This window comes from Microbispora sp. CSR-4 (genome assembly GCF_008033685.1).
Lineage (GTDB): Bacteria > Actinomycetota > Actinomycetes > Streptosporangiales > Streptosporangiaceae > Microbispora.
Genome location: NZ_VJVX01000015.1, coordinates 117,269 through 130,172, shown reverse-complemented (window position 1 = coordinate 130,172; position 12,904 = coordinate 117,269). Strand labels below are relative to the sequence as shown.

Annotated in this window: 10 protein-coding genes and 1 tRNA gene; 4 read left to right on the top strand and 7 right to left on the bottom strand. The window is 68.6% G+C overall.

The annotated features are described in order from the left end of the window. The first annotated feature begins 102 nt into the window (after window positions 1-102). On the top strand, window positions 103-1,500 hold the full coding sequence (locus FLV34_RS14335; protein WP_147943315.1) for a tyrosine-type recombinase/integrase: 1,398 nt from the start codon (window positions 103-105) through the stop codon (window positions 1,498-1,500). Window positions 1,501-1,677: 177 nt separating this feature from the next. On the opposite strand, the gene FLV34_RS14330 is transcribed toward FLV34_RS14335, so the two are convergent. From FLV34_RS14330 to FLV34_RS14320, 3 genes are all read right to left on the bottom strand, one after another. Further along, window positions 1,678-3,480, bottom strand: a complete 1,803-nt coding sequence (locus FLV34_RS14330; RefSeq protein ID WP_147943314.1) for a PQQ-binding-like beta-propeller repeat protein — start codon at window positions 3,478-3,480, stop codon at window positions 1,678-1,680. Between the two features lie 535 nt (window positions 3,481-4,015). After that, a tRNA-Ser gene (locus FLV34_RS14325) sits at window positions 4,016-4,104 on the bottom strand. Between the two features lie 91 nt (window positions 4,105-4,195). Further along, window positions 4,196-5,902, bottom strand: a complete 1,707-nt coding sequence (locus FLV34_RS14320; protein WP_261985775.1) for a MinD/ParA family protein — start codon at window positions 5,900-5,902, stop codon at window positions 4,196-4,198. 969 nt (window positions 5,903-6,871) lie between these two features. Between FLV34_RS14320 and FLV34_RS14315 the strand changes: the two genes are divergently transcribed. Together FLV34_RS14315 and FLV34_RS14310 are read left to right on the top strand one after the other, a co-directional pair. Further along, complete coding sequence (locus tag FLV34_RS14315) at window positions 6,872-7,834, top strand: NAD(P)H-quinone oxidoreductase (RefSeq protein WP_142649197.1); 963 nt, start codon at window positions 6,872-6,874, stop codon at window positions 7,832-7,834. Between the two features lie 58 nt (window positions 7,835-7,892). Further along, window positions 7,893-8,420 carry a bacterial proteasome activator family protein gene (locus FLV34_RS14310; protein ID WP_142619167.1) on the top strand — a complete coding sequence of 176 codons (528 nt, stop codon included), beginning with the start codon at window positions 7,893-7,895 and terminating at the stop codon, window positions 8,418-8,420. Between the two features lie 89 nt (window positions 8,421-8,509). Here the strand turns inward: FLV34_RS14310 and FLV34_RS14305 are convergent, their stop codons facing one another. After that, window positions 8,510-9,307, bottom strand: a complete 798-nt coding sequence (locus FLV34_RS14305) for an HAD family hydrolase (RefSeq protein WP_142649196.1) — start codon at window positions 9,305-9,307, stop codon at window positions 8,510-8,512. A gap of 240 nt (window positions 9,308-9,547) precedes the next feature. Between FLV34_RS14305 and FLV34_RS14300 the strand changes: the two genes are divergently transcribed. Beyond that, window positions 9,548-9,751: a cold-shock protein gene (locus FLV34_RS14300; RefSeq protein ID WP_030511000.1), complete on the top strand. Its 204-nt coding sequence runs from the start codon at window positions 9,548-9,550 to the stop codon at window positions 9,749-9,751. A 322-nt stretch (window positions 9,752-10,073) separates the two neighbouring features. Here FLV34_RS14300 and serS read toward each other — a convergent pair whose 3' ends face one another. From serS to FLV34_RS14285, 3 genes are all read right to left on the bottom strand, one after another. Then, window positions 10,074-11,339, bottom strand: coding sequence for a serine--tRNA ligase (gene serS / locus FLV34_RS14295; RefSeq protein WP_142649195.1), 1,266 nt, complete (start codon window positions 11,337-11,339; stop codon window positions 10,074-10,076). Window positions 11,340-11,377: 38 nt separating this feature from the next. Continuing rightward, the gene (gene pheA / locus FLV34_RS14290) at window positions 11,378-12,298 is read right to left on the bottom strand and encodes a prephenate dehydratase (protein WP_142649194.1); all 921 of its coding nucleotides are present in this window, start codon (window positions 12,296-12,298) and stop codon (window positions 11,378-11,380) included. Window positions 12,299-12,469: 171 nt separating this feature from the next. Beyond that, on the bottom strand, window positions 12,470-12,886 hold the full coding sequence (locus tag FLV34_RS14285) for a DUF4446 family protein (protein ID WP_147943312.1): 417 nt from the start codon (window positions 12,884-12,886) through the stop codon (window positions 12,470-12,472). Window positions 12,887-12,904 lie beyond the last annotated feature (18 nt).

Genomic DNA, 12,904 nt, shown 5'->3' with positions numbered 1-12,904 from the left:
GCCATCGAGGGCAGCCAGCGTGAGAGCCATCCCTGCCTCGTTCGCACACCCCGATCTTCTACACCAACCGGAGCGCGCTCGCACTCAAGAAGGTAGGGCGGCGTGAGCAGCTCGTACGACGTCAGGTTCTGGGAAGTCCGGCGAAATCAGTCCAGCAAGACTGCCTCCTACGAGGTTCGCTGGAAGGTCGGCGGGCGCCAGAAGTCGAAAACTCTGAGGACGAAGGCCCTGGCCGAAAGCTTCCTGTCCGACCTCCGGCAGGCGGCCAAGCGGGGTGAGGCGTTCGATACGGAGACCGGGCTACCCGTGTCCATGTCGAAGGCGAAAAACACCATCACCTGGCTCACCCTCGTCTTGGCCTACATCGACATGAAGTGGCCTCACGCTGCGGCAAAGACGCGCGACAGCCTTACCGACGCTCTCGCCACGGTGACCCCTGCACTCGTCGACGAGAACGGGCCAGGCAAGCCGGACGAGTTGGTGCTCCGGGAAGCACTTCGCCAATACGTGCTTCCTCCTGCGTCTCGGCAACTAGCTCGTCCGGCTGGCATCGCGGCTGCTGTGACGTGGCTTGAACGTCACTCGATTCCCGTAGCCGACCTGGCCAAGGTTCGAAACGTACGGCTCGGCCTCGACGCGCTGACCACTCGGCTCGATGGCGGGGCGGCTGCGGCTACGACGATCGCCCGGAAGCGCTCAGTCTTCTACAACGTCCTGCAGTACGCCGTAGACCTGGAAGAACTGCCCTCGAACCCGATCGACAAGGTGAAGGCGTGGAAGCCGCCGAAGGTCCGCGAGGTTGTGGACCGGCGGGTCGTGGTGAACCCAGCCCAGGCGCGGGAGCTGCTCGCCGCGGTGACCTATGCGGGCCGCCTCGACCGCGGCCGGCACCTTCGGGCCTTCTTCGCCTGCCTCTACTTCGCCGGCCTCCGGCCCGCTGAAGCGCTCGGCCTCCGTATCCAGGACTGCCACCTTGCCAAGTCTGGATGGGGCCGCCTGGTCCTCTCTAAGTCCAAGCCCCAGGCGAACAAGCGATGGACGGACAGCGGGGAGGCGCACGACGATCGCGGCCTGAAGCACCGTGCACAGGACGAGGGTCGTCCCGTGCCGATCCCACCGGAACTGGTGACCATCCTCCGCGAGCACATCGACGAGTTCGGCGTCCACGATGACGGGCGCCTCTTCCGTACGTCCCGGGGCGGTGTGATCTCCATCGGGACGTACTGCGAGGCGTGGCAGAAGGCCCGGACGCTGGCGCTGACGCCGGAGCAGGTCGTGTCCCCGCTGGCGGCTCGGCCGTACGACCTGCGCCACGCGGCCGTCTCACTCTGGCTCAACGCCGGGGTAGCCGCTCCCGAGGTCGCCGATCGCGCCGGGCATGGTGTCGATGTGCTGCTCAGGGTCTATGCGAAGTGCATCGATGGCGGCGTGGACATCGCCAACCGCCGAATTGACGATGCTTTGGCTGTAACACCGATGGATGAGTGGGCGGTACGTTGACGGTTTCGACGTGGTCCGTTCGGCGAGTCCCGCTGTGCGGACCATGCGGGGATACCCTGCATGCTTGTGATTCCGGCCCGTAGATCACCAGCAAGGATGTCGTTGTTCACTTGGTCCTGCAGAACCGTCGGCAGCGACGAAACCCGAGGCTCATGAGGTGCTTAGCGAACTGTCGCCTCATGAGCCGTTCCTTCGCGCAGGCGCGGAACTCGCGGTAATGGCGTACAGCCTGTGGTCGTCACTGCCGACGTAGACCACCCCGTCGACGACCGCAGGAGACGAGAGCACCGAGTTGCCGGTGGTGAAGGACCAGCGTTCGCGGCCGGTGGTGGCATCGATCGCGTACAGCTTGCGGTCCATGCTGCCGACGTAGACCACCCCCTCGACGACCACAGGAGACGAGCGCACCGAGTTGCCGGTGGTGAAGGACCAGCGCTCGCGGCCGGTGGTGGCATCGATCGCGTACAGCTTGTTGTCGTCACTGCCGACGTAGACCACCCCCTCGACGACCGCGGGAGACGAGTTCACCGGCTCACCTGTGGTGAAGGACCAGCGTTCGCGGCCGGTGGTGGCATCGATCGCGTACAGCTTGCGGTCCCGGCTGCCGACGTAGACCACCCCCTCGACGACCGCAGGAGACGAGAACCCCACATCGAAACCGGTGATGAAGGACCAGCGTTCGCGGCCGGTGGTGGCATCGATCGCGTACAGCTTGCGGTCCATGCTGCCGACGTAGACCACCCCCTCGACGACCGCGGGAGACGAGAGCACCGAGTTGCCGGTGGTGAAGGACCAGCGTTCGCGGCCGGTGGTGGCATCGATCGCGTACAGCTTGTTGTCGTTACTGCCGACGTAGACCACCCCCTCGACGACCGCGGGAGACGAGAGCACCAAGTTGCCGGTGGTGAAGGACCAGCGTTCGCGGCCGGTGGTGGCATCGATCGCGTACAGCTTGTTGTCCTTGCTGCCGACGTAGACCACCCCCTCGACGACCGCGGGAGACGAGTACACCTCGTTGCCGGTGGTGAAGGACCAGCGTTCGCGGCCGGTGGTGGCATCGATCGCGTACAGCTTGTTGTCGTCACTGCCGACGTAGACCACCCCCTCGACGACCGCAGGAGACGAGTACACCTCGTTGCCGGTGGTGAAGGCCCACTGCTGTGTTCCAGTGGAGGGTTGGGGTTGTGGCGTGAAGGACGGGGTTGGGCTCTGCTGGGCGGGCGTGGGGGATACGCTGGTGTGAGGGCTGCTCTTCCCGGTGAGCGGGTTTGGCTCAGGGGTGTCAGGGTTGCCGTCGTGGAGCTGCCAGCCGATGATGCTGGCTGCGGCGGCACCGATGGCCCCAAGCCCGAACAAGGCCGTTCGGCGTGATACCCCTTTCGATCGGCTACCCGTCGAGCTGTCTGCAACTGCTTCTTGGGGGGAACCGCCGCCGCTGGAGAGGTTCGGCAGATCACGGTGTCCACCCTGCCCTCTGAGCGGCACCCTCGGCTCGGCCGCGGCCTCCGGGGCCACTTCGGGAGGGTCGGAAATGGCTGGCGATGGAGTGGCATCGGGCGTGGCCTGGGCGTCCACGCCGCTCGCCTCCCATACTGGACGGATCCTCCGCTGTAAGATTTCCCGCTGCCATTCATTCCCTTTGGTCACCAGGGTGATGAACTCGGTTATGAACGTCCACTCCGGGCGGCGGGTTCCCTGTAGGTAGGCGTTGATCTCCTGCTCCCAGGCGGGCAGTTCTTCGCGCAACCGATCTACGGTTAGCCCTTTAGCATCGGCGACGATCTGTAGCAGGCCACCCAGTTCGGCCCATTGGCTGGGTGTTTCTTGGCGCCTGCGGGTTGCCCAGGCCGCCAGGGCGAATAACAAGGGCACACCCGAAATCACTTGCACCACATTCGCCGCCGCGTCCCAGCCGCCGGCGCGCAGCGCGAACCCTGTCCCCAGAACCAGCCCGGCCCCCGCCGTAGCTGCCACGGCCATCCTGCGCCGCGTAGCTCGATTCCCTGCCGACCGCATACCTGTATTTTCATGGTCGTTGCTCAACTTGATCCACCCTATGAGATCACGTTCTCGGGCGATCCGGCGGACTTTGGCCGATTGGTACACGCTTCGCAACCTGAGTCCGTTTGGTCCTCTCGAAGCCCGTGCAGCAGGTGAACAAGCGACGGACGCACAGCTGGCCGCTCGCGAAACCACCGTACGCACGGGCATGAAGTGGATGTGATGTTTCAGGGCCTACGCGAAGTGCATCGATGGGCGGCGTAGAGATCGCCAACCGAAGGATTGAAGACGCCCTGAAGGCGTGAAGGTGAAAAACCTTCCGGGGTCCCAGTCATCCCGGGCCCTCTTCTTTTTGGGATGACCTGGGGAAACACGACAAGATCCATCCCGCAAATATCCCGCGGACAGCGGCCGAGGGCTGCTCAGGGTGGCGTATAGCTGCGCATGGCCGGAACGATCAACGGCGTCTGAACCGAGCAAACCTGCTGGTCAGACGCCGTTTTGGCTGGTTGAGCGGAGAGCGTGGGATTCGAACCCACGAGACCGGTCACCCGGCCTAGCGGTTTTCAAGACCGCCGCCATCGTCCACTAGGCGAGCTCTCCCCTGCGCTCCGTGCTGGAACGCCACGCAGCAGCCTAGTCTCTCACTCCCTCGTACGTGACCGCGACCGTGAAAGAGATCATCCGTGCTCGCTCACAGGTGGTCCGGGATCTCCGAGAACCTGGGCGCGGCCAGCGCGTGTGGCCCGGCGAAGCCGTCGCCCACGGAGGCCGCGAGGCGGAGGTAGGCGTCCCTGGTGGCCTGCTGCAGGCGGTCCAGGTCGATCTCCGCGCCCTCCTCCAGGTGGGCGTCGTACGGCACCCGCACCACGGTGCGGCAGCGGGCGGCGAAGTGGGCCTCCAGCTTGTCAAGGTCCACTGTGGACTTCGACCGCGGCCGTACGCTGCAGAGCACCACGGTGGCGGCCCGCACGAGGTCGCCGTAGTGGTGCGCCTCCAGCCAGTCCAGTGTGGCCGAGGCCGCCCGGGCGCCGTCCACGGACGGCGAGCTGACGAGCACGATCTGGTCGGCCATGCCGAGCACCCCCGACATGGCGGAGTGCAGGAGACCGGTACCGCAGTCGGTGATGCAGATCGAGTAGAAGTTCTCCAGCACGTTCGCCACCGCGTGGTAGTCCTTGGCGCTGAACGCCTCCGACACCGACGGGTCGCGGTCCGACGCCAGGATCTCCAGCCGCGAGGGCGTCTGCGAGGTGAAGGCCCGGATGTCCACGTATCGCTTGATCTGCGCCCGCTCGTTCAGCAGGTCGCGTACGGTGGCCGCGGTCTCCAGCTCGACCTTGTCGGAGAGCGTTCCACGGTCGGGGTTGGCGTCGACCGCGATGACCCGGTCGCCGCGCACCTGCGCGAGCGTGGCGCCGAGCCCGACGGTCGTCGTGGTCTTGCCCACCCCGCCCTTGAGGCTGAGCACGGCGACCCGGTGGTGACCGGTGGCGACGGGCGTGCGGGCGCGCTGCACGAGTTCACGACGCCGCCGCACCTCCGGGGCCTCACCCGGCTTGATCAGCCCGGCGGACGCCTTGTAGACCAGCCGCCGCCAGCCCGTCGCGGGAGCGTTCCGCCGCCCCCGCAGCAGGGTGACCGGGTCGAGGCTGTCGGCGGTCGGCTTCGAGCCGGCCGGCTTCCCCGTCGTACGCGCGGGCGAGCTGAAGGCGGAGACGGGAGCCGGCCGGCGCGGGGCCTGGTACGCCTCCCGCTCCGCCACCGCGTCGCGTTCCACGGGCGGCGTCTCCACCGGCGCGGAGGCGCGCTCGGGCGCGGGCTGCGGCGCCGGTGCGGGCTGCGGTGACGGCATCTGCGCCGGTGCGGGCGGGGGCGGAGGTGCCGCCGCCGCGACCGGCCCCGGCTCGTACGGCTTTCGCTCCTCGGCGGCCAACTCCTCCCGCAGCGAGCCGGTGAAGCGGTCGTCGGCGAAGTCCGGCACGGCCTCGGCCCGTGGGGGGCCGAACGGAGACGGGATCTCCGGCGGCGCGGGCGGCTCCTCCGGCTCGTCGGAAACGGCGGGATCCTGCTGGGCCGCCGGCACCGGCACGGCCGGCTCCAGCCAGCCCCGCAGCGGCTCCTTGGTGGACGACGTGCCGGAGACGGACTCGCCGCCAGTGAACGCACCGAGATTCTTGTAGGCGTCGGTGTCCGCCGGGGAGCCCGGGAAGGAACCACTGAAGAGAGGTGTGGTGAAGGACGATGCACCACCCGGCTGGGAGTGGCCGTCGTCCTCCGCCTGCGGCTGGTCGTCGCCCGGCGTCTCGTTCGAGATCTCCTCTGAGGACTCCGATTCCGAGCCCGGAGAAGCGTCGGAAGACCTCGGCGAGGACGACTCCGCGGAACGGTCCGGCGCCAGCCCGGAATCCGACGCCGCCTCAAAACCGGCCGCCCCGGAACCGAAGGACGGGGCCTTCACCGGTCCCGTCGAGGTGGCGGACTCCTCGGCCCTCGTCCCCGGCGGCGTGCCGAACGCGGTGGACGACTCGGCCGGGGCGCTCTCACGCGTGTCCGCAGGCGAGGACGTAGGGGACGCAGCCGAGGACGCGGGCCTGGTCACGAAGGCCGTCGTGTCACTCAGATTCGTCGTCTCACCGAAGCCCGGATCACGGAAGCCCGGGTCGCGGAAGCCCGCGTCACCGAAGCCAGGGGTGCCCACGCCAGGGTCGCGCAGGCCCGCGTCACCGAACTTCGTGTCGCCGAAGCGCGCAGTGTCGCCGAACCCCGAGTCGCCGAACCCCGAGTCACCAAACCCCGGCTCGCCAAACCCCGGCTCGCCAAAGCCCAGGTCGCGGAAGCTGGTCTCGCTTCCATACCCGACCCCAAATTCGGACTTTTTGCCGCTTTCATACCCAAAGCGGTCCGAATAGTCAGGATCGAAGAGGGGGTCTCGGACGGGACCGGTGGACGACGACTCGGACGTCTGCACGTCCTCCTGCGCCGGAGCGCCATAGCCGGAGCCGGCAGCGCTGTCGGCCGCGCCGCGGAGCAGGCCGCCGGACGCGGGCTCGGCCGGTACGAGACTCCACGGGTCGGCCGGGTACGGCGAGGCGGGCTCGGGCTCGGCGGCCGGTGGCGGCGTTGGAGAGGCGAGCGTGGCCGAGGTGACCGCGCTGACCGCTATCTCCACCTCGTCGGGCATTTCCTTGATCGCGTCAAGCCATGCCAGCTGGTCTTCGAGAGAATGGGGATCCTCACGATCATGTCTCGCCACCGTGTACCCCCTCGGGCTGGGCTAATGGGGTAGCAAACACATTGCAGATTAGCGCCACGTAATACGGTGAATGCGGGCAACCGCCGAGTTCTCCGCCACGCTACTTTAGGTCACATGCGTGCGATCGTGATTTCCGAACCCGGCGGACCCGAGGTTTTGGCCTGGCAGGAAGTGCCCGACCCGCGTCCCGGCCCAGGTGAGGTGCTCATCGAGGTCGCCGCCTCGGCCGTCAACCGGGCGGATCTGCTCCAGCGGCGCGGCCTCTACCCGCCGCCGCCCGGAGCCTCCGAGATCCCGGGGCTCGAGTGCTCCGGCACGATCATCGAGGTCGGCGAGAACGTCCCGCATCTCGCGCCCGGCGACCGCGTCTGCGCCCTGCTGGCCGGCGGCGGGTACGCCGAACGGGTGGCGGTGCCCTGGCAGCAGGTGATGCCGGTGCCGGAGGGCGTCACGCTGGACGAGGCCGCCGGTCTCCCCGAGGTCGCCTGCACGGTCTGGTCGAACGTCTTCATGACCGCCCGCCTCCGGAAGGGCGAGACCCTGCTCGTCCACGGCGGCGCGAGCGGCATCGGCACGATGGCCATCCAGCTCGCCAAGGCGTTCGGCTCCCGCGTGCTCGTGACGGCCGGCTCCGCGGACAAGCTCGCGCGCTGCCGCGAGCTCGGCGCGGACGACGGCGTCAACTACCGCGAGGAGGACTTCGCCGAGCGGTTCAAGGGGCAGGCCGACGTCATCCTCGACATCATCGGGGCGAAGTATCTGCCCGGGAACCTGCGCGCCCTCGCGACCGGCGGCCGCCTGGTCGTGATCGGCCTGCAGGGCGGCGCGAAGGGCGAGCTCGACCTCGGCACGCTGCTCGCCAAGCGGGCCTCGATCCACGCGACCGGGCTGCGCACCCGCCCGGTGGACGACAAGGGCGCGATCTGCCGGGGCGTGGTCGACAACGTGTGGCCGCTCGTCGCCGCCGGTGCCGTACGGCCCGTGGTGCACGAGCGGATCCCGCTCGACCAGGCGGCCCGCGCTCACCAGATGCTCGAAGAGGGTGAACACATCGGAAAGCTGCTGCTGGTCAGGTGAGTTAAGTTGATGGGGTGAGCACGGTGTGCCCCGGCGAATCAGGAGTTGTAAACGATCGATGAACGCAGACGAGAGCACGCCGCAGATCGTGGTCGTTGGGCCGCAGGGCCTTTCGGTCTCCGGCGGCAACGGTAAGGGCGAGCACGAGGAGCGGTCCGTCGCCGATCTGGTGGAGCAGCCCGCCAAGGTGATGCGGATCGGCAGCATGATCCGCCAGCTGCTGGAGGAGGTGCGGGCGGCTCCCCTCGACGACGCCAGTCGCAAGCGGCTCAAGGACATCCACCAGAGCTCGATCAAGGAGCTTGAGGAGGGCCTGGCCCCCGAGCTGGTGGAGGAGCTGGAACGGCTGTCCCTGCCGTTCAGCGACGAGAACGAGACCCCGCCGAGCGACGCGGAGCTGAGGGTCGCGCACGCCCAGCTCGTCGGCTGGCTTGAGGGCCTGTTCCACGGCATCCAGACCACGCTGTTCGCGCAGCAGATGGCCGCTCGCGCGCAGCTGGAGCAGATGCGCCGCGCGCTCCCCGGCGGCATGACCCAGGGCGGGCAGGACGACCAGGGCCACCGCGCGGGCGGCCCCTACCTGTAAACCCCGAAACCCGTAGAACCCGGAAAGCCCCGGAGACCCCGCAAAACCCCGAACACGGACCCCGGCACCAACCCCAGGCGCCAAGCGACTCAGAACAGGGTCTCCAGCACGACCGCCACACCGTCGTCGTTGTTGGCCGCCGTCACGTGATCGACGGCGGCCAGCACGTCGCGGTGGGCGTTCGCCACGGCGTACGACGTGCCGGCCCAGGTCAGCATCGGCAGGTCGTTCGGCATGTCGCCGAAGGCGACCACCTCCGCGGGCTTGATCCCCATCTCCTCGGCCAGCGTGGCCAGCGCCGTGGCCTTGGTCACACCGCGCGCGCTCATCTCGATCAGCGCACGGCCGCTGGAGTGGGTCGGGGTCACGAGGTCGCCGACGATCTCCAGCACCCCCTGGTGCAGATCGTCGGGGTCCATCGAGGGGTGCTGGGCGAGCAGCTTGACGCACGGCTGGGACGTCAGCGCCGCGACGGCCACGATCTGCCTGTACGACAGCTCCCGGGCGTCCCAGCGCCCCAGCACGTAGGCGGCCTCGTGCGCGAAGCCCCCTTCGTACTCGACGGAGAACCTGAGGCCGGGCACCTGCCGCCGCAGCCGGGCGACGCACTCTTCGAGCACGTCGGCGGCGATCAGACGCGACTCGATGATCTCCTCGGTGTGGAGGTCGTACACGAGCGCGCCGTTCGCGCAGATCGCCAGCCCCCGGTGCCGTACGGCTCCCGCGACGTTGTACATCCAGCGGGGCGGCCGGCCGGTCACGAAGACGAGGGCCCCACCGGCCTCTTCCACGCGGGCGAAAGCGGCGGCGGTACGCGGAGAGATCGTTCCGTCGGTGCGCAGCGCGGTGCCGTCGAGGTCCGTGGCGACGAGGCGGGGGCAGGTCATGACAGGTTCCAGTGTGCACCGAAACATGCCGTGCCATGCCCTCTGCCACACGCGGGGCGAGAAACTTCGCCCGGACGTGGAACACCAACGGGCTACATAGTGTTAGATGTGAAGGCGTTGTATTAGCTGTTCCCGTAGCGAAAACCAGTTTGACTGTATGAGCCACCCGGGGAGCTGTGCGACACACCCGGGGTCCACGAGGTGTGGTCCCCAAGATTCACTTCCTTAGGGAGAGCAGTAATGGCTCAGGGAACCGTCAAGTGGTTCAACGCTGAGAAGGGCTTCGGCTTCATCGCACCGGACGGCGGCGAGCCCGACGTGTTCGTGCACTTCTCCGCGATCACTGGCAGCGGCTACCGCAACCTCGAGGACGGCCAGCGGGTCGAGTTCGAGGTCATCGCTGGTCCGAAGGGTCCGCAGGCGTCGAACGTCCGGGGCATCTGACCTGACTTGACGAAGGCGGGGTTCGCGTCGGCGAGCCCCGCCTTTCGCATGCCCGGGGTCTACGGCCATTAGGACGTGAGCAGACCCCCTGAAGGCCCGGGCGCATGAAAGTTTCACGCCGGGGCTCTTCTCGGCACCTGGACGTCGTCCGAACCGGGAGATTTACATCACATCTAACGGTCCTGCCGTCAAAAGTTGCAGATTGTACTTTTGCCGGACAACAGTCCGCTGCCCGGTCGCCGCGTGAACCCGCCGCAGAACGTCGTCATGAGACACGAAGACCTCCGCACGTGACACGTACGGAGGCCCTCGATCGAAGGGTCTAGCGGGAGAGCGGCTCAAGGACGTCGAGCCCCACGTAGGGCCGCAACGCCTTGGGGACGACCACCGAACCGTCGGCCTGCTGGTGGTTCTCCAGGATCGCCACGATCCAGCGGGTGGTCGCCAGCGTGCCGTTGAGGGTGGCCACGTGCTGCGGCTTGCCCTCCTCGTCGCGGTAGCGCACCTTCAGCCGGCGGGCCTGGTAGTCGGTGCAGTTGGAGGTCGAGGTGAGCTCACGGTAGCGGCCCTGCGTGGGCACCCAGCCCTCGCAGTCATACTTGCGCGCCGCCGACGAGCCGAGGTCGCCGCCCGCCACGTCGATCACGCGGTAGGGGATCTCGACCTTCTCCAGCATCTCCTTCTCCCAGGCGAGGAGCCGCAGGTGCTCCTCGTGCGCCTCCTCGGGACGGCAGTAGGAGAACATCTCCACCTTGTCGAACTGGTGGACGCGGATGATGCCCCGGGTGTCCTTGCCGTACGACCCGGCCTCGCGGCGGAAGCAGGACGACCACCCGGCGTAGCGCATCGGCAGCGCCGACCGGTCGAGGATCTCGTCGGAGTGGTAGGCCGCCAGCGGCACCTCGCTGGTGCCGACGAGATAGAGGTCGTCGGCCTCAAGCCGGTAGACCTCGCTCGCGTGGGCGCCGAGGAAGCCGGTGCCGGCCATCGCCTCGGGCTTGACCAGCACGGGCGTGATCATCGGCGTGAAGCCGGCCTCGACGGCCTGCTGGATCGCCATGTTGAGCAGCCCGAGCTGCAGCCGCGCGCCGACGCCCTTGAGGAAGAAGAACCGGGCGCCGGACACCTTGGCCCCGCGCTCGGTGTCGATCGCGCCGAGCAGCTCGCCCAGCTCGACGTGGTCGCGGGGCTCGAAGTCGAAGACCGGCTTCTCGCCGACCTCCTCAAGCACGACGTAGTCGTCCTCGCCGCCGGGGGGCGCGCCCTCTTCGACGATGTTCGGGACGGTCATGAGCAGCTCGTCGAGCTCGCTCGCCAGCGCGGCGGCCTCGGTCTCGGCCGCCTTCACCTGCGCGGCCAGTTCCTTCGCACGGTCGAGCAGCGCCTGGCGCTCGTCCCCGGACGCGCGGGACACCGACTTGCCGATGCTCTTCTGCTCGGCGCGCAGCGACTCGAAGGTGTTGAGCGCGGATCGGCGGCGCTCGTCGAGCGACAGCAGGGTCTCCACGACCGAATCGTCCTCGCCGCGGACGCGCTGCGACGCCCGGAGCCGGTCAGGGTCCTCACGAAGGGTACGCAGGTCAATCACGGCTCACAGGCTACCGGAGCCGGTGCGGCTCCCGCCCGTCAAGCGAGCCCGGCGCGGATCTTTGCGAGCCATTCCGCGGCCTCGGCGAAGTCGGCGTCGGCCGTACCCGCCTTGACCTGCGTCACAACCCGGTCGGCCCGCGGATAGCTGCCGAGGAAACGCAGATCGTCGCAGAGCCGGTGGAGACCGGAGACGGCCTCCCCGACCCGGGCGTCGGCGATGTGACCCTCGAAGTCGAAGTGGAAGAAGTAGCGGCCGATGCCGTCGCCGGTGGGGCGCGACTCGATGCGGGTCAGGTTGACCCCGCGCACCGCGAACTCGCTCAGCATCTCCAGCAGCGCGCCCGGGTGGTCGTCGCGCAGGAAGGCCACGAGCGAGGTGCGGTCGGCGCCGGTCGGCGCGGGCAGATGGCCGGGGCGGTTCACCTTGATGAACCGGGTGACGGTGTCGGAGCGGTCGCCGATGTTCGAGGCGATCGCGTCGAGCCCGTAGTACTCCCCGGCGATGGCCGGGCTGATCGCCGCGTCGTACGGAGACCCGGGAGAGGCGACCTCCTGCGCGGCGGCGGCCGTCGACGAGGCCGCGATCACCACGGCGCCGGGCATCTCGCGCTCGATGAACCCACGGCACTGGGTGTGCGCCGCCGGGTGGGTGAGGACCCGCTTGATCTGGGCCAGCTCCGTGCCGGGCCGTACCAGAAGGGAGAACTCGACCGGAAGCAGCCACTCGCCGGTGATGTGGAGCGGCCTCCCCCCGGCCAGCTCGTCGAGGGTCTGCGTGATCGCCCCCTCCACCGAGTTTTCCAGCGGGACCACCGCGCCGTCCGCCTCGCCGTCGCGGGCGGCGTCGAGCGCGGCTCCCACGTTGGCGCAGGGCAGGCGCTCGGCATCCGGCTCCAGGAGTCGCAGGGCCGCCTCACAGAAGGTGCCCTGAGGCCCCAGGTACGCGAGCTTCGACATGTCCTCAAGGGTATCCACAGGTAGGCGTGGCGGAGATGCGAAGACCCCCCTGCGGTTACAGGCTTCCGCCCATGACCCCGCCGTACCGCCTGCTCAGGGGGCGTACGGCCCCTCGTCCGGCCCCACCTCCGGCCCGGCCGCTCAGCGCGGGAGGCGTTACAGTCCGGCTGCTCAGTGCGGGAGGCGTTGCGGCTCGGCCTCCGGCCCGATGCCGAGCCGGGCGGCCCGCACGGCGTGCTCCTCCTCCGGCGACAGCGGCTGCAGCCCCTTCCCCCCGCGTACGGCACGGGCGTACGTGCGGGTCTCGGTGCGTCCGTTGATGGACGTCAGCACGACGCCGTCGCCGAAGCCGTTGATGAGCGCGAGCGAGAACGACAGCCTGCCGGTCATCTCGTCGAGCGCGTCATAGCGATAGAGCGCCACGTCGCGGATGGCCCTGCTGTCCACCGGGCCGTCGGCGGCCCGCCGGTCGAGGGCGTCCAGGCACACCCCCACGGAACGGCGGGCGGTGCGCAGCGCGATCAGGCCGACGGCCACGCCGGTCACTCCCGCCAGCACAGCCACTATCTCCACAACGGTAACCAGCACGGCACCGAGCGTAATGTT

What these genes read in the sequence shown, in the direction of transcription:
- FLV34_RS14305 (WP_142649196.1), bottom strand. Translation starts at nt 9,307, where the DNA reads ATGACCTGCCCCCGCCTCGTCGCCACGGACCTCGACGGCACCGCGCTG.
- FLV34_RS14315 (WP_142649197.1), top strand. Translation starts at nt 6,872, where the DNA reads ATGCGTGCGATCGTGATTTCCGAACCCGGCGGACCCGAGGTTTTGGCC.
- FLV34_RS14330 (WP_147943314.1), bottom strand. Translation starts at nt 3,480, where the DNA reads ATGGCCGTGGCAGCTACGGCGGGGGCCGGGCTGGTTCTGGGGACAGGG.
- FLV34_RS14310 (WP_142619167.1), top strand. Translation starts at nt 7,893, where the DNA reads ATGAACGCAGACGAGAGCACGCCGCAGATCGTGGTCGTTGGGCCGCAG.
- pheA (WP_142649194.1), bottom strand. Translation starts at nt 12,298, where the DNA reads ATGTCGAAGCTCGCGTACCTGGGGCCTCAGGGCACCTTCTGTGAGGCG.
- FLV34_RS14300 (WP_030511000.1), top strand. Translation starts at nt 9,548, where the DNA reads ATGGCTCAGGGAACCGTCAAGTGGTTCAACGCTGAGAAGGGCTTCGGC.